The organism is Microbacterium sp. Root280D1 (assembly GCF_001428975.1).
GTDB lineage: Bacteria > Actinomycetota > Actinomycetes > Actinomycetales > Microbacteriaceae > Microbacterium.
This window is the reverse complement of the sequence record NZ_LMJK01000002.1, coordinates 1,071,897-1,092,082: the sequence shown is the minus strand read 5'-3', so window position 1 is coordinate 1,092,082 and position 20,186 is coordinate 1,071,897. Positions and strand designations below refer to the sequence as shown.

Here is a 20,186-nt window from a genome sequence, read left to right as displayed (position 1 = left end):
GGAGTGCACGCCGCCTAGGCTGAGAACGTGCCCGAACCTCTGAGCGCCCGCGTCCTGCCCGATCGGGTGACGCCTGACGCGCTCTTCCTCGCCCTCGAACGGTCGTGCGCCGACCTGTTCTGGCTCGACGCCGGGGCGGATGCGACGGAGGGATGGAGCTTCGTCGGGACGGGCGATCCGGCGTCGTTCCCCGGTGAAGTGCGGATGGATGCCCGCACGGCTGCCGCGCATCCCGGTCCTCCGCTGCGGGGCGGGTGGGTCGGCTGGTACGACTACGAGACGGGCGCCCGAGCAGCGGGAGCACCCGTATCGGAAGCCGCTGACGAGCCCGGCGACGCCTGGTTGCGGGTCTCCCGGCTCGCGGCGTTCGATCATGCGACCGGCACCATCTGGGTTGCCGCAGCCCATGCCGATCTCGACGAGTGGAGCGCCGTCGTCGCTCGCGTCACCCCCTCCGCCGTGCCGCGCGGGGAGACGGTGTTCAGTGCTGCCTCGTCCGTACGTAGCGAGGCGCGACACACTCCGACGGAGTACGCAGGACTCATCGAGCGCTGCCGCGAGCTCATCAGAGCGGGGATCGCCTACCAGCTCTGTCTCACCACCCGGTTCACCGTGCCGGGGGAGCACGACGGAGTCGCGGTGTACCGACGCCTCCGTGCCGCAACTCCCGCTCACCATGGCGGCTTCATCCGGATCGGCGGCCGCTCCTTGCTCAGTGCGAGCCCCGAGCAGTTCCTCCATGCTGACGGCGGCATCATCCGCACGCGGCCGATCAAGGGGACGCGGCCCCGCGGCGTAGACGCCGCGCACGATGCCGAGCTCGCCGCCGAGCTTGCGGCGGACCCGAAAGAACGGGCTGAGAACGTCATGATCGTCGATCTGATGCGCAACGATCTGTCGAGGGTGTGCCGACCCGGGTCGATCCGGGTCGAGGCGCTGTGGGCCGTGGAGACGTATCCGGCGGTGCACCAGCTCGTCAGTACCGTCAGCGGCACGGCGGCCGCGGGAACGACGGCGAGCGAACTTCTCGCAGCGACCTTCCCGGCGGGCAGCATGACAGGCGCGCCGAAGCTCTCGGCGATGACGCGCCTGCATGAGCTGGAGGGAGGGCCGCGCGGTATCTACGCCGGGTGCTTCGGTTACATCGGCGATGAGGGGTCGCTCGACCTCGCGATGGTCATCCGCAGCATCGTGATCGACGGTGCGGGCGCTGTGGTCGGCGCAGGCGGGGGGATCACCTGGCGATCGGTCGCCGCCTCGGAGGTCGCCGAGGTCGCGACGAAGGCTCGGGCGCCGCTCGCTGCGCTGGGAGTGGAAATGCCCGCGGCCTGGGCTTCCGATATCCTGAACTGATCCCCTTTTCTCTTCAGATTGGTCGTGCGTTCGTTGTCTGAGAACCTGTCCACCTCTCCCGTCGCCGAGGAGACCTCCTCGGCGCACGCTATCCAGGCCAAGTGGCAGAAGTACTGGGCGGAGAACGAGACGTTCCTCACCGGCGGCGACGATGACAAGCGGCCCCGCCGCTACGTGCTGGCGATGTTCCCCTACCCCTCCGGCGACCTGCACATGGGGCACGCGGAGAACTACCTGTATTCGGACATCGTGGCCCGGTTCTGGCGCCACCGCGGGCACAACGTGCTCAACCCGATCGGCTGGGACTCCTTCGGACTGCCTGCGGAGAACGCGGCGATCCGTCAGGGTGCGGATCCCCGTGAGTGGACCTACCAGAACATCGCTCAGCAGAAGCAGGCGTTCCAGAACTACGGCGTCTCGTTCGACTGGTCGCGAGTGCTGCACACCTCCGACCCCGAGTACTACCGCTGGAACCAGTGGCTGTTCCTGAAGCTGCACGAGCGAGGTCTGGCGTACCGCAAGAAGAGCGCGGTCAACTGGTGCCCGAACGACCAGACCGTGCTCGCGAACGAGCAGGTCGTCGACGGCCGTTGCGATCGCTGCGGTGCCGAGGTCGTGAAGAAGAAGCTGACTCAGTGGTACTTCAAGATCACGGACTACGCCGACCGGCTGCTCGATGATCTGAACCAGCTCGAGGGCTTCTGGCCGCACAAGGTGCTGCAGATGCAGCGCAACTGGATCGGACGCTCGATCGGCGCCGACGTCGACTTCCGCATCGAGGGGCGCGACGAGCCCGTCACCGTGTTCTCGACGCGTCCTGACACCCTGCACGGAGCGACGTTCTTCGTCGTCGCCCCCGATTCCGACCTGGCTTCGGAGCTCGCAGCGGATGCTCCGGCCGACGTGCGCGAGCGATTCCAGAAGTACCTGGCCGATGTGCAGAAGACCACCGACGTCGACCGACAGGCCACCGATCGCCCGAAGACCGGGGTCTTCCTCGAGCGGTACGCGATCAACCCGGTCAACGGCGAGAAGCTGCCGGTCTGGGCGGCGGACTACGTGCTGGCCGATTACGGTCACGGAGCGGTCATGGCCGTGCCGGCGCACGACCAGCGAGACCTGGACTTCGCCCGCGCCTTCGACCTGCCCGTGAAGGTCGTCGTCGACACGACGGCGCCGGTCACCGGTGCGATGCCGGTCATCGAGGTCGATGAAGAGGGCGTGCCGATCGACACCGGCGCGGCGCTCGACGAGCAGAACCCCGCCTCCACCGGCATCGCTCTGACGGGAGAGGGCCGGATGATCAACTCCGGACCGCTCAACGGTCTGTCCAAGCGCAATGCGATCGCCCGTGCGATCGAGCAGCTCGAGGCGTCCGGCACCGGGCGCGCCGCCAAGAACTACCGTCTGCGCGATTGGCTGATCTCGCGTCAGCGCTTCTGGGGCACGCCGATCCCGATGCTGCACGCGGAGGACGGCCGGATCATCCCCGTGCCCGAAGAGCAGCTGCCGGTGAAGCTGCCCAGCGTCGAGGGGCTCGACCTCAAGCCCAAGGGATCGTCGCCGCTCGGCGCCGCTGAGAGCTGGGTCCGCACGGTGGATGCCGCCAGCGGTGACCCCGTTCTGCGGGATCCGGACACGATGGACACGTTCGTCGACAGCTCGTGGTACTTCCTGCGATTCTTGTCGCCGAACAGCGACACGGTCGCGTTCGACCCGGCTCAGGCCGCCCGCTGGTCGCCGGTCGACTCTTACATCGGCGGCGTCGAGCACGCCATCCTGCACCTGCTGTACGCGCGATTCATCACCAAGGTGCTGTTCGACATGGGGCTGATCGACTTCACCGAGCCCTTCTCGAACCTCATCAACCAGGGCATGGTCCTGCTCGACGGCGCCAAGATGTCGAAGAGCAAGGGCAACCTGGTGCTCTTCGAAGAGGAGCTCGACGCCTACGGCGCCGATGCGCTGCGCGTGGGTCTCGCGTTCGCCGGACCGGTCGAAGACGACAAGGACTGGGCCGACGTCTCGACGACCGGTGCGCAGAAGTTCCTGGCCCGCGCGTTGCGCATCGCCCACGAGGTGTCCTCTCCTGTCGACGTCGTGTTCGCGGGCGGAGATGCGGCGCTGCGTCGAGCCACGCACAAGCTGCTGGCAGATGCTCCTGGGCTCGTCGAGCAGACGAAGTTCAACGTCCTGGTCGCGCGTCTGATGGAGCTGGTCAACGTCACCCGCAAGACGATCGACGGTGCCGCAGGCGCCGCTGATCCGGCGGTGCGTGAGGCGGCCGAGACCGTCGCCGTGATGCTCGATCTGATCGCCCCGCACACCGCGGAGGAGATGTGGGAGATCCTCGGACACGAGCCGTCCGTCGGGCTCGTCACCTGGCGCTCCGCCGACCCGGCGCTGCTCGTCGAGGACACCGTGACCGCCGTCGTGCAGGTGGGCGGCAAGGTCCGCGCTCAGCTCGAGGTGCCCGCGCGCATCGGCGAGGCCGAGCTCGAATCGCTCGCCCGTGCCGACGAGCGGGTCATTCGCTCGATCGGCGACCGCGAGATCGTCAAGGTCGTCGTGCGCGCCCCGAAGATCGTCAGCATCGTCGTGAAGGGCTGACCGACCGCGTCGCCAGCCGCTCTGCACATCCGGCCGCCCACGGGGGTTCTCCCCGACGGGCGGCCGGACGCATGAGAGGCGTCCGTTCGCTGGCATAGCGTTGCGGGATGCCCGAATCCGCCGCTTCCTCACCGGCGCCCCGCCGGTCGCGGCTGGGGGTCGGCGCCGCCGTCGTGCTGGCGCTCGTCGTGCTGTCCGCGGCCGTCGGGCTCGGGCTGATGCGGGGGCAGGCCGTGCCGACCGAATCGGTGCCGTTGGCCACCGAGGCCGCCGAGAGCGGCGGATCGACGGGAGAGCTGTACGTGCACGTGCTGGGCGCGGTCGAGCATCCGGGACTCTATGTCCTCGATCTCGACTCCCGGCTGGTCGATGCGGTGGCGGCGGCCGGCGGGACCACTGACGATGCCGACCTGACCGCGGTCAATCTCGCCCGCGTGCTCTCGGACGGCGAACAGATCAGCGTGCCGGTCGTGGGTGCCGCAGCCGCGGAGGGGCCGCCGGGAGCAGGCGCGCCCGCGGACGATCTGGTGGATCTCAACACCGCAGATCAGGCGGCGCTCGAGACTCTGCCGCGCATCGGCCCCGCCCTGGCCGAGCGGATCATCGCCTGGCGTGACGAGAACGGTCGGTTCACATCGGTCGATGACCTGCTGTCGGTCCCCGGCATCGGAGAGAAGCTGCTCGCCGGCATCCGCGACGGTGTGCGGGTGTGATGCGCGGTCTGCGGGCGCTGTCTCTCTCTCGCCTGAGTCCGAGCGTCGTCAGCTGTGCAGCGACGTGCCGCTTCTCGACGCCCCCGAGTCGGTCAGGACGGCACGTGCGGCACGCTCGCCGGAAGCGAGGGCGCCTTGGATCGACGCGGTGTCTCTGTGATCCCCGGCTGCATACAGCCGCTCGGCGTAGCGCGGCGATCGCGGTGGGCCGAGCGGTGCCGGTTGGGCAGGCAACGCGTCGACGATGTCGTCGCGCCGGATCAGCTGCCACGCGCTGATGTCCGTATCCCAGACCTCTTCGAGGTGGCGGCGCACGTCGAACTCGTCGGCGGATGCGCCGCCACGCGGCAGCAGGCAGGTCGCGGCGATGAGGTGACGTCCGGCCGGCGCATACGAGGGCACGGTGTGCGTCATCACGACGGTGTTCACGACGGGGCCTCCACCTCGGCCGTCGACGGTGAGCAGTGCGGATCTGCTGGGAGGTTCAGTGGCGGCGAACCACCACGTCTGCAGACCTCTCGTGACCGGACGGGCGAGACCGGTGAGGTCGCTGACGGCATCGGCGCCGACTGCGACCACCGCCCGAGCCGCTCGCACGGAGTCGCCGTCGCTCAGCCCCACCGTGATCTCCTCTCCTCCTGCTGAGATGCCTCCCGCGCGCGCGCCGAGACGGATGTCAGTACCCGCCGCGCGCGCGTGCGCGGCGAGCTGCTCGGGGACAGCGGCGATCCCCTGTGCGGGAAGCCCGGGTCGGCCGAGCGCGAAGTAGCGTACGAGCAGTCGCGCGAAGGCGTTCGATGTCTCGCCGCCTCTCTCCGCCAGAACCCCGGCGAGAAACGGCTCGAGTACAGCGGTGCGAAGCGGGCCACGAAGCCCCGCGGCATCCCATCCCTCGCGCATGGTGGCATCGTTCCGAGCCAGATGCGAGAGCGGACGCACCAGTGCCGGCGCGGCCCAGCGTGCCAGCGCGACGGCATCCCGACCGCTCACCAGGTCGCTGCGCAGAGACGTGACGATCGACAGCGGATGCCGAAGCGGATGCCGCAGCTCGGCCACCCCGTCCGTCGTGCGCACCCGCACGCCCACAGGGAAGCTCCCGAGCGCGAGTGCGTCGAGATCGACGCTGCGCCGAAGTGCCGGGTAGGCCGGGTTGAGGACCTGGAACCCGCGGTCCAGCCGGAAGCCGTCGATGATGTCGGTGCGCTGGCGTCCGCCGACCGCATCCGCGGCCTCGAGGACGACGACGTCGAGTCCGTGAGCGGAGAGCAGTCCCGCGCAGCGGAGCCCTGCGAGGCCGGCGCCGATCACGATCACGTCATGCATTCGCGATGACCTCTGCTCGGCGCGCCAGAAAGTTCCGCACCAGAGTCAGGTGACTGGGCTGGTGCTCTGCGATGTCGCGTACGTCGACCATTCCCCGAGTATGCCTGAGTCGCTCGGTGTGGTGGACGGTGTCGGCTGTCGGAACGGCCCGCGGTCGGTGAATCGAAGTGCCCGCGGTCCTCACGCAGAGATCATCGCTTCGCATTCGGCGCTCCTGCACGCCGCGTCGGCATCGATGTGTTGTCCACCGACCGGGGCGCGGTTGCGCTGCGAGGTGGTCGCACGCCGCTACGTTGTCCTGATGCACCGGCTGCCGATGAGATGCGACCCGCGGGTTCGACCGCGCGATGACGCGCGGGTATGAGCCGGGATCTGCGTCTGCTGCCGATCGCGGGCGGAGTGTGGGCGTTCGCCCTGGTCTGCGTGTTCGTGCCTCCAGCTGCGCAGTGGTGCCTTCTCGGTGGCGTGCTGGGGGCGGCGGCGTCGCTGTTGTGGATGCTGCGGCGGTCGTCCGCCGCGGCGTCCATGGCCGGGGTGGTGCTCGTGATGCTCGCCGCGATCGCCGCTGTCTCCGTCACTGCTCTTGCCGCGACACCGGCGCGCGAGGGCGCCGCGTCGTGGGACGGTCGTGTGGTCGAGGTGACGGGGGAGGTCAGCACCTCGGCGTCGGTCGGTCGGGATGGGCGCCTGTGGATGGAGGTGCAGCTCACGGGCATCGGGTCGCCGGGGTCGGTGCGGGCGGCATCGGCTCCGGTGCGGATCGGCATCGACCCGGCCGACGGGTTCGATCTCGGTGCCACGGTCCGGGTGAAGGGCGAGGCAGCGGCGACGGATCCGGGGGAGAGGGCAGCGCTCGTCGTGTTCGCGAGCGAGGCGTCGGTCGAGGAGCCGGCATCCGGGGTCTTCGCGGTCGCGGCCGGATTGCGCAGCGCTTTCATCGACCGGGCGCAGCGACTTCCCGAGCCCGGAGCGGGCCTGCTTCCCGGACTCGCAGTCGGCGACACCCGCGCGGTGTCGACCGAGCTGAACGATGACATGCGCACCAGCGGTCTCAGCCACCTGACGGCGGTCTCCGGAGCGAACTGCGCCATCGTCGTCGGGGCGGTGTTCTGGCTGGCTGCGCTGTGCGGCGCCGGACGGGGGACTCGAGTCGTCGCGGCCGCTCTCGGTCTCACGGGCTTCGTCGTCCTCGTGACGCCGGAACCCAGCGTGATCAGGGCGGCGGTCATGGCGGGTGTCGCGATGCTGTCACTGCTTCTCGGGCGGCCGAGCGCGGGTGCGGGGATGCTGGCGCTCAGCGCGAGCGGCATCCTGATCGCCGACCCGTGGCTGGCCTCGACTGCGGGATTCGCGCTCTCGGTCGCCGCATCGGGTGCGCTGATCCTGCTCTCGCCGTCGCTCACCCGCGGACTCGCGCGATTCATGCCGCAGCCTCTCGCTCTCGCGATCGCCGTGCCGACGTCCGCACAGCTCGTGTGCGGCCCCGTCATCGCCCTCTTCGCAGAGCAGCAGTCTCTCGTGGGGCTCGTGGCGAACCTGCTGGCTGCGCCCGCGGCGCCGATCGCCACTGTCATCGGCCTCCTCGCGTGCCTCGCCGCTCCGGTGGGTGTTCTCGCCGACCTTCTGGCGGCGTCGGCATGGTTGCCCGCCGCGTGGATCGCGCAAACGGCCAACATCACGGCCAGGCTGCCGTTCGCTCAGATCGCCATGGTGCCCGGCATCGCCAGCGCAGTGCTGGTCGGCGTCGTGAGCGCGGCGATCGGGGTGACTCTCGCCGATGGGTACCGCGCGGTGCCGGTCGTCAGGGGTGTCGCAGCGGCCGTGCTGGCGGTCGCGCTCGCCCTGGGCGGTGCGCATGTGGTGCTCAACGGTCCGCTGGCGACCGCGACCACTCCGGACGAATGGTCGGTCGCCGCCTGCGATGTGGGCCAGGGAGACGCACTCGTCGTGCGCTCCGAGGGGGCGATCGCACTGATCGATACCGGGCCGGAACCGGAGCCGCTCGCCTCGTGTCTGCGCGAACTCGGTGTCGAACGCGTGGATCTGCTCGTGCTCACGCACTTCGATCTGGATCACGTCGGCGGGGTCGAGGCTGTTCAGGGGAGAGTCGAGGCGGTGCTGCACGGGCCACCGGGGGAGAGCGGTGACGAGCGGATGCTGCAGCACCTCGCCGGCGGCGGTGCGACGGTCGGTCAGGCGGCAGCGGGCATGCGGGGTGACCTGGGCGCGGCGTCCTGGCAGGTGCTGTGGCCGCAGCGTGGGTCGGAGGCGTTCCCGCCGGGCAACGACCAGAGCGTGGTTCTGGAGATAGGTGGCGGCGGCGTGCCCCGCTCGCTCTTCCTGGGCGACCTGTCGGGGGAGGCGCAGCGGATGCTGGAACGCACCGCGCATCTCCGAGGCGGCTACGCGGTGGTCAAAGTCGCCCATCACGGCAGCGCCGACCAGGACTTCCCGCTCTATCAGGACCTGCACCCGAGTGTCGCGCTGTTCAGCGCAGGCGTTGACAACGACTACGGGCATCCGCGAGCGGAGACTCTGGCATCGCTCGAAGCTGCCGGTGCGCGAGTGCTGCGGACCGACCAGCAGGGCCGTCTCCTCGTGGGCCTCGCGGGGGACGAGCTTCAGCTGTGGGCCGAGAAGCAGCCACCCTGACGACGGGGTCGACGTCTGTGGCCCCCGGTAGTCTGGAGACATGGCTGCTTCTCGTACTCCTTCCCGCGGTGGGACCAAGGCAGCCAAGGTCCCGCAGGTGTCGTGGCGCGATCCGCGTCCGGCGCCGGTGGTGCTCGTGTTCGGCCCGGAGGAGGTCTGCGCAGAGCGCGCGATCGCCGGAGTCCGCGACTACCTCCGCACCGAAGACCCCGCGCTCGAGGTGACCGATGTCCGCGCTGATGACTACGCGCCCGGGACTCTCCTCGCGCTGACCTCGCCGTCGTTGTTCGGGGAACCCCGGCTGGTGCGCGTGTCGGGGGTGGAGAAGTGCTCGGATGCCTTCTTGCAGGAGGCTGTGTCCTACCTCGACCACCCGCAGGAGGGTGCGACAGTGATCCTGCGCCACACCGGGGCCAGCGTCCGCGGCAAGAAGCTGCTCGATGCGGTGCGCGCCGGGACGGGCGACGGCATCGAGATCCCGTGCCCTGCGATCAAGCGCGACGGCGACCGCGTCGACTTCGCTGCCGGCGAGTTCTCTGCGGCGAAGAAGCGGATCGCCCCGCCTGCGTTGCGCGCTCTGGTCTCGGCCTTCGCCGATGACCTCACCGAGCTCGCGGCGGCATGCCAGCAGCTGATCGGCGACGTCGAGGGCGATGTCACCGAAGAAGTCGTCACCAAGTACTACGGCGGGCGGGTCGAAGTCTCTGCCTTCGTCGTCGCTGACACGGCGATCGCCGGACGCTATGGCGAGGCTCTCGTGGCCCTGCGCCATGCCCTCGCCTCCGGCGCCGACCCCGTGCCGATGGTCGCGGCATTCGCCATGAAGCTGCGCACCATGGCGCGCGTCGCCGGAAACCGCGAGCCGAGCCGTCAGCTCGCGCAGCGACTGGGAATGAAGGACTGGCAGGTCGACCGTGCGCGACGCGACCTCGCCGGATGGAACGAGCGTTCGCTGGGAATGGCCATCCAGGCGACGGCGCGCGCCGATGCCGAAGTCAAGGGTGCCGCCCGCGACCCGATCTTCGCTCTCGAGCGGATGCTCACCGTCATCGCCACCCGCCAGCCGTTCGGCGAGTGAGCGCGGTCTGACGCGCGGCAGCTGCCTCGTCCGTCGAGATCGCTGGCACACACGGTTCCGAGCACGCGAAAGAGCCCGCCCCGCGAACGGGACGGGCTCTTGTCACACCGTCAGGCGTGGAATCGGCTCAGAGAGCGGAGACCTGCTTGGCGATGGAGGACTTGCGGTTCGCAGCCTGGTTCTGGTGGATGACACCCTTGCTGACGGCCTTGTCGAGCTTGCGGGAGGCAGCCTTCAGAGCAGCCTCGGCTGCAGCCTTGTCACCGGAGACGACAGCGGCGCGGGTCGCGCGGATGTGCGTCTTCAGCTCGCTCTTCACGGCCTTGTTGCGCTCGTGAGCCTTGTCGTTGGTCTTGTTGCGCTTGATCTGCGACTTGATGTTTGCCACGTGTGGACGCTTTCTGTACGGAGTTGTTAGGAAATGCCGGCAGAAGAAGAGGGCTTCCACTCGGCGGTCGTGAGGGAAGAACCCACACGCAAGCCAAGAACCAACTCTACCAGCATCCGGGCGGTTCACCCTAAACGAGCGAGGTGTCCTCGTCACTGATGCGGTGTCGGTGCGTGTGGGTGCACAATCATCAGTATCCCGACACTCGCGTCGCGACCCCGACGTCAAGGAGCGACATGAGCCCCGCCCTCCCATCCGGATCGCCGGTGTCCGCTCTGCGGAGAGTCGGACCGCCATGGATGACCGTCTTCACGCTCGCCTGGCTGGCGATCTGGACGGTGCAGCTCACTCCGGTCCAGTTGCTCCTCCCCTTGCAGTTGAACACGTCTGAGAAGGACTGGATACCCGGCGTCATCTCGTCCGGGCTGGTGCTCGGCATCGGCGGTCTCGCAGGGATCGTCGCGGGCCCGTTGGCCGGGGCGCTGTCGGATCGCGCGGCCGTCGGACGGCGGCGTCGGCGACCATGGGCGATCGGTGGCGTGCTCGTCACCGCGCTGTTCCTCGTGGTGACCGGTTTCAGTGAGGGGCCCTGGGCCGTGGGAGGAGCCTGGGTCGGTGTGTCGATCGGCGTCGCGGTGTCGTCGGCCGCCTTCACCGCACTGATAGCGGACCAGCTTCCTCCGACGCAGCGTGGCGCCGCATCCGCCGCCGTGGGCTCCAGTCAGGCGGTGGGCATCGTGCTCGGCGTCGGGCTCGTGGTGCTCCTCGGGCTCGGCATCCGTGAGGGGTACCTGCTGCTCGCCGGGATCATCGCGACGGTGGGAATCGGTGCAGCGCTGCTTCTGCCCGATCCGCCCGCGGCCGTCGACGCGACTCCGGTGACGCGTGATCGTCATCTGCTGGCATCGCTGCGCGATCGGGATTTCGCCTGGATGCTGTCGGGCCGGCTCGTGACCAACATCGGCAACGCGCTCGGCACCGCACTGTTCCTCTTCTTCCTGCTCCATGGTCTGCACCAGGAGACGACGGTGGCGCAGGACAACCTGCTGCTCCTGATCGTGGTCTACACGCTGTTCGTGGTGCTCGCATCGGTGTTCACCGGTGTGCTCTCCGATCGCACGGGCAACCGGCGTTCCCTCACGATCCTGGCGACCCTGGTGCAGGCGGCCTCCGGCGTCGTGATCGCCGTCGTGCCGACCTTCGAGGCGACGATGGTCGCCGCCGCGCTCATGGGGCTCGGCTACGGCGCGTTCTCGACCGTCGGGCTCGCCTTCGCCGCCGACCTGCTGCCCGGCGAGAGGGACCACGCCCGTGACCTCGGCATCGTCTACGTCACGGCGGCACTCGGCCAGCTGATCGGCCCGGTGCTCGGGGCGGGGCTCGTCGCGCTCGTCGGGGGATTCTGGCTGGTGTTCGCAGCAGCCGCCGTGCTGTCGCTCGTGGGCGGTGCGCTCACGGCTCTGGCGAGGCAGCCGGCGCGGGAGCCGCGGCCTCACCCGTAGCATCGGATTCGATGGTCGCGACGGCCAACCGCAGGACGGCGTTGAAGATCTGCGGACGCATCGCCGTGACGAGGTGCGTGGTGCGCGGCACGACGATGAGCTCTGCGTGAGGCGCGAGCCGTCGGAAGAGGGCCTCGTTGACTCGCAGCTGATCCCACTGTCCGTTCACGAACCACAGCGGCACGCGGATGCGGGCGACCGCTGTCGCGAGATCGAGCGTGGCGAGATTTCGCAGTGCCGTGTCCTGGGTGTCCAGCGCATAGCCGCCGGCGGCGAAATCGGAGCGCGTCTCTTCGGGGATCGTCGCTTCGAGGATGCGTTTCGTGATCCACATCCCGCGATCGGGCAGCCGATCGACGGCGCGCGCGATCGCGCGATACGCCGCGAGACCGGCGCCTCGGGGGAGCGACGTGCACGACGCGGCGACGAGCCCCGCGACCCTCGGTGCCTCCGCTCCGCCGACGTAGGCGAGTGTCAGCAGGCCGCCCATCGAGTGCCCGACGAGCAGCACGGGACCTCGCGTCGCTGCGTCGCGCACCGCGACGTCGATGGTGTGGAGCGCCTCGTGCAGGGTGAAGTCCTCCTCCATCCGGGTGCCATGCCCGGGAAGGTCGACAGCGACGGCCCCGATGCCCTGCTCCTCGAGGAAGGCGAGTTGCGACCGCCACATCGTCGCGGACGTACGGATGCCGTGCACGAAGACGATCTGGACGCTCACGCGTTCGGCATAGAGAAAAGCGGGGCCGGTGGATGGACCACCGACCCCGCTGCGAAGCTCTGACGAGTCAGGCTCCGAATGGATTACTTCTCGTATCCCACGTTCTCCACCGGCGTGATGCCGAAGAGGTCGAGACCCACGTAGGGCTCGGGCGTGAGGTTGGCGAGGCCTTCCTTGACGGTCCAGATCTCCGGGCCGTTGAGGACCGGGATGATGCCCCAGGTCTTCGCGAAGATCTCGGACTCCATCTCCATGGCCTTCTTGGTCTGCTCGACCGGGTCGGAGATCGTCTCGAGCTCCTCGTGGATCATCGTGTCGATCTCCTCGGTGCCGGTGCCCGACAGGTTCAGGCCGCTGTCCGAGCAGTACAGCTGGCAGAACCAGGCGGCACCGAACGGGTCGGACGAGGTGAAGTTGAGGAAGAAGATGTCACCGTTCTGCGTGGTGTAGTCCTCGGCGAAGTCGGCGGACGGACGGGTGTCGATCGTCACCTCGACGCCGACCTCCTTCAGCTGCGCCTGAACGGCGAGCGAACGCGCGCGCGCGGTCTCGGTGTCGGAGTGCACGGGGAAGACGAGCGACAGGCGCTGGCCGTCCTTCTCGCGGATGCCGTCGGCACCGGCGACCCAGCCGGCCTCATCGAGGAGCTTGTTGGCACCCTCGGTGTCGCCGTCCTTGCGGCCGGCCTCCTCCAGCGCGTTGACATAGTCAGGCTGGAACGAGAAGAGGGTCAGGGACCCTGCGGGCTCCTCGGTGTAGTTCAGACCGTTGAAGACGATGTCCTTGACCTGCTCGATGCTGATCGCCTCGAACACGGCCTTGCGGACCTCGAGGTCGGACAGCACCGGGTTGGTCGAGTTCAGCGTGAAGATCGCGTTCGCGGTCGCCTGACCCTTGTAGGTCTTGACGCCTTCGAGACCCTCGACCTGTGCGAGCAGCTCGGCGCTGCCGGTCTCGGCCATGTCGACCTCGCCGTTGCGCAGTGCGTTGACCGCCGCGGTCGGCTCCATCTGGATGAAGGAGACCTTGTCGAGCAGCGGGGCGTTGCCCCACCACTTCTCATTCGGGACGAGCGTGACGACGCCGCCGGTCTTGTCGAAGTTGTCGACCGTGTAGGGGCCTGCGGCCCATTCCGGGTGCCAGTCGCCGAGGAACGCCGTGTTGAACAGCTCAGGCGTGTTGACGGCCGGGTGCAGCAGCTGCGAGTAGACCATCTCGGGCCAGGCGAACTCGCCCTTGAAGGTCACGATGACGTCGCGGTCGTTCTCGCCGGCCTCGACGGACTCGATCTCCTTCCAGCCGTCGGTCGCGTTGGGCTGGTACTCCTCGTTCTCGCCGCTCTGGGCTTCCCAGGTGGCCTTGAACGCGGTGACGTCGATGGGCGTGCCGTCGTTCCAGACAGCCTTCTCGTTGACCTTGAAGTGCAGGACGGTCTTGCCGTCTTCGACACCGAAGGAGTAGTCGTCGAGGTATGCGTCGTTCTTCTTGACGGTGCCGTCAGGATCCATCAGCAGGATCTGGGGGCGGAACCACGTCCCGATCTGGGTGACGCGGGCGTCACCGTCGCTGTGGAAGTAGTTCAGCTGCTCGGCGATGTTCGAGACGGGGATGCGGAGTTCGCCGCCCTCTGCGAGGTTCTCACGGGGCTGCGGGTTGTAGTCCGCGCCCTCGACCGTCTGAGCTTCGCCTTCACCGCTGTTGCCGCCGCCGTTGCCTGCCGGTGCGCACCCGCTCATGACGAGGGCGAAGGCGGCGCCGAGAGCAGCGATGCCCATCAGCTTCTGATGCCGTTTCATGGTACTCCTTAGTGCCTGTCGGCCTTACTTGGGATAGGGGCAGACTAACCCCGCAACTCTCGGGCGAAACCCCAGTGACACGGAACCGTTATCGGACTGTGCACATCGGTACACAGGTCAGCTGACGGCGATGGCCTCTGCGTCGAAACCCTCGACGGGAAGGATGATCCGCTCGCGCGTGCGCTCGATGTCGGGGTCGGGGATCGGGATCGCCGAGAGCAGCGCCTTCGTGTAGGGGTGCTGCGGATCGTCGAACACCTGATCGACGTCTCCGTGCTCGACGAACGAGCCCTTGTACATCACTGCGACCCGGTCGGCGATGTGGCGTACGACGGCGAGGTCGTGCGCCACGAACAGGTAGGACAGCCCGAGCTTGGCCTTCAGCTCGTCGAGCAGGTTGATCACGCCGGCCTGGATCGAGACGTCGAGAGCCGAGACGGGCTCGTCGAGCACCACGATCTTCGGGTTGGTCGACAGTGCTCGTGCGATGCCGATGCGCTGACGCTGACCACCCGAGAACGCCTGGGGGAAGCGGTCGCTGTGCGCCGGGTCGAGACCCACGAGACCCATGAGCTCCTCGACGCGATCGAACACGTCGTCCTTGCTCATGCCGATCGCGAGCATCGGCTCGGCGATGATGTCCCAGACCGTCATGCGAGGGTCGAGCGCCCCCATCGGGTCCTGGAAGACGATCTGAAGATCACGACGGAGCTTTCGCTCCTCCGCTCGGTTCTTGATGTCAGCGACGCTCGTGCCGCCGATGCGGATGTCGCCGTCCTCCTGGGCGACGAGATCCATGATCTGGAGGAGCGTCGTCGTCTTCCCGCTGCCCGACTCGCCGACGATCGCGAGGGTCTCGCCCTGGCGGATGTCGAAGCTGATCCCCTTGACGGCGTGCACCTCGCCGACCTTGCGCTTGAAGAGCGCACCCTTCATGAGGGGGAAGGTCTTGTTGAGGTTGACCGCCTCGAGGGTGATGGGACGATCCTCGCGGGGCACCTTCGCCAGCCCGCTCTCGGGGATCTCCGGGATGGGGAAGACGGGGAGCCCGCCGATGCGTCCGTCGTCGTCGATGTCGTTCGCGCGGATGCAGGCGACGGAGTGGTCGGAGTGACCCTCGGTGGAGATGGGGAGCAGATCGGGCTCGCGCTGCAGGCACGCGTCGATCGCGATGGGGCATCGCGCCGCGAACGGGCACGCATCCGGCAGATTGATCAGGAGTGGGGGGTTGCCCTTGATCGGGATCAGCGGCACCTTCTCGGTCTTGTCCACCCGCGGGATGGCACCCAGAAGGCCGATCGAGTACGGCATCCGGGTGCGGTAGAACAGCTCGCGCACCGGGGCCTGCTCGACGGGCTTGCCGGCGTACATCACCAGCACGTCGTCGGCGGTCTTGGCGACCACCCCCATGTCGTGCGTGATGATGATCATCGCGGCGCCGGTCTCCTGCTGCGCCTTCTCCATGAGCTCGAGGATCTGCGCCTGGATGGTGACGTCCAGTGCGGTCGTCGGCTCGTCCGCGATGATGAGCTTGGGATTGTTGGCCATCGCGATCGCGATCACGACACGCTGACGCATGCCGCCGGAGAACTCGTGCGGGAAGGCCTTCATGCGGCGCTCCGCCTCGGGGATCCCGACGAGCTTCAGCAACTCGACGGACCGATCCCAGGCGTCCTTCTTCGACAGCCGACGATGCACCGTGAGAGCCTCGATCAGCTGGTCGCCGATCGTGAACACGGGCGTGAGCGACGTCAGCGGGTCCTGGAAGACCATGGCCATCCCGTTGCCGCGGATCACCGAGAGCTGCTTGTCGGACTTGCCGAGCAGTTCCTGGCCGTCATAGATGATCGACCCGGTGACCTTGGCGTTGTCGTCGAGCAGGCCCATGATCGCGAGCGAGGTGACGGACTTGCCCGAACCGGATTCGCCGACGATGCCGAGGGTGCGACCCTCTTCGAGGTCGAACGAGACGCCGCGCACGGCATCGACTCGACCGGCTTCCGACGGGAAGCTGACCTTGAGGTCTCGGACGGAAAGGACAGTACTCATGCGCGACCTCCAGCCGCAGAGGTCGGATCCAGGGCGTCGCGCAGACCGTCGGCGATGAGAGCCATCGAGACGGTGAGCAGGGTGAGCGCCGCTGCAGGGAAGTAGAAGAGCCACGGTGCGCTCACCAGAGTGCTGGAGCCGTAGCCGATCAGGGCGCCGAGCGAGACGTCGGGCAGCTTCACACCGAAGCCGAGGAACGAGAGCGCGGTCTCGGTGAGGACGGCCGACACGACGCCGAGCGTGAAGTTGATCACCAGCAGCGACCCGATGTTCGGGAGCATGTGACGCAGGACGATCCGCATCCCCGAGAGCCCGGCGTAGCGAGCGGCATGCACGTACTCGCGCTCGCGGATCGACAGCGACAGGGTCCAGATGATCCGGGCAGGGAAGAACCAGCCGACGACGAAGATCATGACGAGCGAGATCACCAGCCAGTTCCCGCCGGCGTCGTTCGAGATCATCGCGAGGATCAGGAAGTTCGGGACCACCATCATGAAGTGGATGATCGCGAGCATGATCCGCTCGTACCGGCCGCCGAAGTAGGCGGCGGTGGCACCGATGAGTGCAGAGACGACCGTGGTGCCGATGGCCACGAGGGCAGCGATCATCATGGAGCGCTGAAGACCGACGGCGACCTGGGCGAAGTTGTCGTTGCCCGAACCGTTCGTCCCGAACCAGTGCTCGGCCGAGGGAGCCTGGCGCAGTGCGAGGAAGTCGAGGTCGGTGTGCGAGTACGGAGCGATGAGCGGTCCCACGATCGCGAACACCACCAGAAGCGCGAGGATGACGACGCCGATCAAGGCACCGCGGTTGCGCAGGAACCGACGCGTGTACAGCGTCAGCATCGAGGTGCGCTTGCGGTTCTTCGGCTTCTCCGGCTCGGCGATCTCGGGGGACACCCCGATGGCTTCCAGGGACATCAGCTCACCCGCACTCTCGGATCGAGGACGACCACGGCGACGTCAGCGAGGATCGCGCCGATCGCCGTCATCAGGGCGCCGAACGCCGCGACTGCGACCACGCCGTGAATGTCGTTGTTGTTCAGGGTCTGGATGAAGTACCGACCCATTCCGTTCCAGTTGAAGATCGTCTCGGTCAGCACCGCTCCGGTGAAGACCGCGGGGATCGTGAACGCGACCTGCGTCGTGACGGGGATCAGCGACGTCCGCAGCGCGTGCTTGCGGATGGCCTGCTGCTTGGTGAGTCCCTTGGCACGGGCGGTGCGAACGTAGTCCGCCTTGATGTTGTCGAGCAGCAGCGAGCGCTGCAGGAAGTGGATGGACGCGTAGCCCGTGAGCACCAGGCCGAGTGTGGGGAGCGTCAGATGTTGGAGGACGTCTATGAGGACGGGGAAGAATCCCTCGACCCCCTGACTGGAGGATCCGACGACGTAGAAGACGGTCGTGCCGACCGCGTTGTTGAAGTTGATCGCGAGCAGAACCAGAGCGAATCCCGCAACGACCGTGGGGATGTTCATCGTGATGATGCTCGTGCCCTGACCGATGCGGTCGGCCAGTTTGTACTGACGGGATGCCGTGTAGACACCGAGGGCGATGCCCAGGATGGTCGTGATGATCGTCGCCCCGAGCACGAGCTCGGCGCTGATCCAGACGCGGTATGCGACCTGCTCGTTGACGGACTCGCCTGTGGGGCCGACTCCCCAGTCCCAGCGGAAGAGGATGCTGGAGAACCAGGTCCACCATCGTTCGATCAGGGGGACCGATTCGCTGAGGTTGCGAGGCTTCAGCAGCGCATCGATCTGATCGGGCGAAAGCGGAGGTCGACGTCCGACGTAGTTGTTCTCGGGATCGAGATACAGCCACGCGAGGAAGTAGGTGATGTTCGTCGCGATGACGATCATCAGCACCCATCCCAGCAGGCGGCGCAACAGATACTTGATCAAGGTGATGATTCTTTCTCTTTTACAGACGCGCGCGGGATCCGCCGACGCAACGCTGAGCCGGGAAGACAGTCAATCACCATCAGCCGATCTGCGCGACACGACGCCTGCACTTGGTCTGTGACGGAGTCTTATCGCTCACGGGATCCGGTGTCACGGATGGCTCCCGGGCAACCTCGGCAGAATATCACCGGATCGCACGAAGCGGGCATAAGCCTCACCTCACCGTAGAATCGTCAGGACATGTCACCACGCGCTCTCACTCCGCTTCAGCCTGCCGCGACGCCTTCGGCGCAGATCCGCAACTTCTGCATCATCGCGCACATCGACCACGGCAAGTCGACCCTCGCCGACCGCATGCTCCAGATCACCGGCGTGGTCTCGGATCGCGACATGCGCGCGCAGTACCTCGACCGCATGGACATCGAGCGTGAGCGCGGCATCACCATCAAGAGCCAGGCCGTGCGGATGCCGTGGGAGATCGACGGCGAGACCTTCGCGCTCAACATGATCGACACCCCGGGGCACGTCGACTTCACCTACGAGGTGTCCCGGTCTCTCGCCGCCTGCGAGGGCGCGATCCTGCTCGTCGACGCCGCCCAGGGCATCGAGGCCCAGACTCTGGCGAACCTCTACCTCGCGCTCGAGAACGACCTGCACATCATCCCGGTGCTGAACAAGATCGACCTGCCGGCGGCCGACCCCGACAAGTACGCCAAGGAGCTGGCATCGCTCATCGGCGGCAAGCCCGAGGACGTGCTCCGTGTCTCGGGCAAGACCGGTGTCGGCGTCGAGGAGCTGCTCGACCGACTGGTCAAGGAGATCCCCGCACCCGTCGGAGACGCCGATGCTCCGGCCCGCGCCATGATCTTCGACTCCGTCTACGACGCCTACCGCGGGGTCGTCACCTACGTCCGCATGGTGGACGGCAGCCTGTCGCCCCGCGAGCGCATTCAGATGATGTCGACGGGTGCCAACCACGAAGCGCTCGAGGTCGGCGTGTCGAGCCCCGAACCGGTGCCGTCCAAGGGGCTCGGCGTCGGCGAGGTCGGCTACCTCATCACCGGAGTGAAGGACGTCCGTCTGTCGAAGGTCGGTGACACGATCACGACGGCACGCAGGCCCTCGACCCAGGCTCTGCCGGGCTACACCGACCCGAAGCCGATGGTCTTCTCGGGGATCTACCCGATCGACGGCAGCGATTACGCGGAGCTCCGGGAGGCGCTCGACAAGCTCAAGCTCTCCGACGCCTCGCTGCAGTACGAGCCTGAGACCTCGGTCGCCCTCGGTTTCGGCTTCCGCTGCGGGTTCCTGGGACTCCTGCATCTCGAGATCATCACCGAGCGTCTCGAGCGAGAATTCGGCCTCGACCTCATCACCACCGCACCCAGCGTGATCTACGAGGTGCTCACGAGCGACACAGGCGAGACCGTGACGGTGACGAACCCGAGCGAGTACCCCGACGGTCGCATCGGCTCGGTGTCGGAGCCGATGGTGAAGACCGCGATCCTGCTGCCCAAGGACTACGTGGGCACGGTCATGGAGCTCTGCCAGTCTCGTCGCGGAGCGCTGCTGGGCATGGAGTACTTCTCCGAGGAGCGCGTGGAGCTCCGCTACATGATGCCGCTCGGTGAGATCGTCTTCGACTTCTTCGACCAGCTCAAGTCCAAGACCCAGGGCTATGCCTCGCTCGACTACGAACCCGCCGGACAGCAGGAGGCGGACCTGGTCAAGGTCGACATCCTGCTGCAGGGTGACAAGGTCGACGCGTTCAGCTCGATCGTGCACCGCGACAAGGCCTACGCCTACGGCACGCTGATGACGGAGCGACTGCGCAAGCTGATCCCTCGCCAGAACTTCGAGGTGCCGATCCAGGCCGCTATCGGCGCCAGGATCATCGCCCGCGAGACGATCAGGGCGCTGCGCAAGGACGTGCTCGCCAAATGCTACGGCGGTGACATCAGCCGCAAGCGCAAGCTCCTCGAGAAGCAGAAAGAGGGCAAGAAGCGCATGAAGATGGTCGGTCGTGTCGAAGTGCCGCAGGAGGCGTTCATCGCAGCGCTCTCCGGCGACGTCGAGGGCAAGGACAAGAAGTAGGACCTTC

14 protein-coding genes are annotated in these 20,186 nt (G+C 67.6%); 7 read left to right on the top strand and 7 right to left on the bottom strand.

The window, feature by feature from the left end:
* Positions 1–27 precede the first annotated feature (27 nt).
* From ASE34_RS11490 to ASE34_RS11480, 3 genes are all read left to right on the top strand, one after another.
* A complete protein-coding gene (locus ASE34_RS11490) occupies positions 28–1,353 on the top strand; it encodes an anthranilate synthase component I family protein (RefSeq protein ID WP_056278905.1) in 1,326 nt (441 codons plus the stop codon).
* Positions 1,354–1,386: 33 nt separating this feature from the next.
* The gene (gene leuS / locus ASE34_RS11485) at positions 1,387–3,963 is read left to right on the top strand and encodes a leucine--tRNA ligase (RefSeq protein ID WP_053099152.1); all 2,577 of its coding nucleotides are present in this window, start codon (positions 1,387–1,389) and stop codon (positions 3,961–3,963) included.
* Between the two features lie 107 nt (positions 3,964–4,070).
* A complete protein-coding gene (locus tag ASE34_RS11480; RefSeq protein WP_056278904.1) occupies positions 4,071–4,676 on the top strand; it encodes a ComEA family DNA-binding protein in 606 nt (201 codons plus the stop codon).
* Positions 4,677–4,724: 48 nt separating this feature from the next.
* On the opposite strand, the gene ASE34_RS11475 is transcribed toward ASE34_RS11480, so the two are convergent.
* Positions 4,725–5,999: an FAD-dependent oxidoreductase gene (locus tag ASE34_RS11475; protein WP_056278903.1), complete on the bottom strand. Its 1,275-nt coding sequence runs from the start codon at positions 5,997–5,999 to the stop codon at positions 4,725–4,727.
* A gap of 360 nt (positions 6,000–6,359) precedes the next feature.
* On the opposite strand from ASE34_RS11475, the gene ASE34_RS11470 reads away from it, so the two are divergent.
* Positions 6,360–8,651 carry a ComEC/Rec2 family competence protein gene (locus ASE34_RS11470; protein WP_056278902.1) on the top strand — a complete coding sequence of 764 codons (2,292 nt, stop codon included), beginning with the start codon at positions 6,360–6,362 and terminating at the stop codon, positions 8,649–8,651.
* A 40-nt stretch (positions 8,652–8,691) separates the two neighbouring features.
* The gene (gene holA / locus ASE34_RS11465) at positions 8,692–9,729 is read left to right on the top strand and encodes a DNA polymerase III subunit delta (protein WP_053096547.1); all 1,038 of its coding nucleotides are present in this window, start codon (positions 8,692–8,694) and stop codon (positions 9,727–9,729) included.
* Positions 9,730–9,856: 127 nt separating this feature from the next.
* Here holA and rpsT read toward each other — a convergent pair whose 3' ends face one another.
* Positions 9,857–10,117, bottom strand: coding sequence for a 30S ribosomal protein S20 (gene rpsT / locus ASE34_RS11460; protein ID WP_053096545.1), 261 nt, complete (start codon positions 10,115–10,117; stop codon positions 9,857–9,859).
* A gap of 236 nt (positions 10,118–10,353) precedes the next feature.
* On the opposite strand from rpsT, the gene ASE34_RS11455 reads away from it, so the two are divergent.
* On the top strand, positions 10,354–11,619 hold the full coding sequence (locus tag ASE34_RS11455; RefSeq protein ID WP_056278901.1) for an MFS transporter: 1,266 nt from the start codon (positions 10,354–10,356) through the stop codon (positions 11,617–11,619).
* Here ASE34_RS11455 and ASE34_RS11450 read toward each other — a convergent pair.
* The 5 genes from ASE34_RS11450 to ASE34_RS11430 all read right to left on the bottom strand — a co-directional run bounded on the left by ASE34_RS11450 (position 11,570) and on the right by ASE34_RS11430 (position 18,085).
* A complete protein-coding gene (locus ASE34_RS11450) occupies positions 11,570–12,337 on the bottom strand; it encodes an alpha/beta fold hydrolase (RefSeq protein WP_056278900.1) in 768 nt (255 codons plus the stop codon). The two genes, ASE34_RS11455 and ASE34_RS11450, sit on opposite strands and share 50 nt — an antisense overlap.
* Positions 12,338–12,420: 83 nt before the next feature.
* Positions 12,421–14,133 carry an ABC transporter family substrate-binding protein gene (locus tag ASE34_RS11445; protein WP_053096539.1) on the bottom strand — a complete coding sequence of 571 codons (1,713 nt, stop codon included), beginning with the start codon at positions 14,131–14,133 and terminating at the stop codon, positions 12,421–12,423.
* Between the two features lie 117 nt (positions 14,134–14,250).
* Entirely contained in the window at positions 14,251–16,182 is a 1,932-nt protein-coding gene (locus ASE34_RS11440) for an ABC transporter ATP-binding protein (protein ID WP_053096537.1), read from the bottom strand.
* Positions 16,179–17,102 (bottom strand): ABC transporter permease, encoded by a 924-nt coding sequence (locus tag ASE34_RS11435; protein ID WP_053096534.1) that lies wholly within the window; start codon positions 17,100–17,102, stop codon positions 16,179–16,181. The genes ASE34_RS11440 and ASE34_RS11435 overlap by 4 nt, the downstream gene beginning before the upstream one ends.
* Positions 17,102–18,085 carry an ABC transporter permease gene (locus ASE34_RS11430; RefSeq protein ID WP_053096532.1) on the bottom strand — a complete coding sequence of 328 codons (984 nt, stop codon included), beginning with the start codon at positions 18,083–18,085 and terminating at the stop codon, positions 17,102–17,104. Before ASE34_RS11430 ends, ASE34_RS11435 begins: the two co-directional genes overlap by 1 nt.
* Positions 18,086–18,325: 240 nt before the next feature.
* Here ASE34_RS11430 and lepA point away from each other — a divergent pair, with 240 nt between their 5' ends.
* A complete protein-coding gene (gene lepA / locus ASE34_RS11425) occupies positions 18,326–20,179 on the top strand; it encodes a translation elongation factor 4 (RefSeq protein ID WP_053096530.1) in 1,854 nt (617 codons plus the stop codon).
* The last annotated feature ends 7 nt before the right edge of the window (positions 20,180–20,186 follow it).

Coding starts and splice junctions, on each gene's coding strand:
- ASE34_RS11435 (WP_053096534.1), bottom strand. CDS start 17,102: ATGTCCCTGGAAGCCATCGGGGTGTCCCCCGAGATCGCCGAGCCGGAG.
- ASE34_RS11480 (WP_056278904.1), top strand. CDS start 4,071: ATGCCCGAATCCGCCGCTTCCTCACCGGCGCCCCGCCGGTCGCGGCTG.
- ASE34_RS11440 (WP_053096537.1), bottom strand. CDS start 16,182: ATGAGTACTGTCCTTTCCGTCCGAGACCTCAAGGTCAGCTTCCCGTCG.
- lepA (WP_053096530.1), top strand. CDS start 18,326: ATGTCACCACGCGCTCTCACTCCGCTTCAGCCTGCCGCGACGCCTTCG.
- holA (WP_053096547.1), top strand. CDS start 8,692: ATGGCTGCTTCTCGTACTCCTTCCCGCGGTGGGACCAAGGCAGCCAAG.
- ASE34_RS11455 (WP_056278901.1), top strand. CDS start 10,354: ATGAGCCCCGCCCTCCCATCCGGATCGCCGGTGTCCGCTCTGCGGAGA.
- ASE34_RS11445 (WP_053096539.1), bottom strand. CDS start 14,133: ATGAAACGGCATCAGAAGCTGATGGGCATCGCTGCTCTCGGCGCCGCC.
- ASE34_RS11470 (WP_056278902.1), top strand. CDS start 6,360: ATGAGCCGGGATCTGCGTCTGCTGCCGATCGCGGGCGGAGTGTGGGCG.
- ASE34_RS11475 (WP_056278903.1), bottom strand. CDS start 5,999: ATGCATGACGTGATCGTGATCGGCGCCGGCCTCGCAGGGCTCCGCTGC.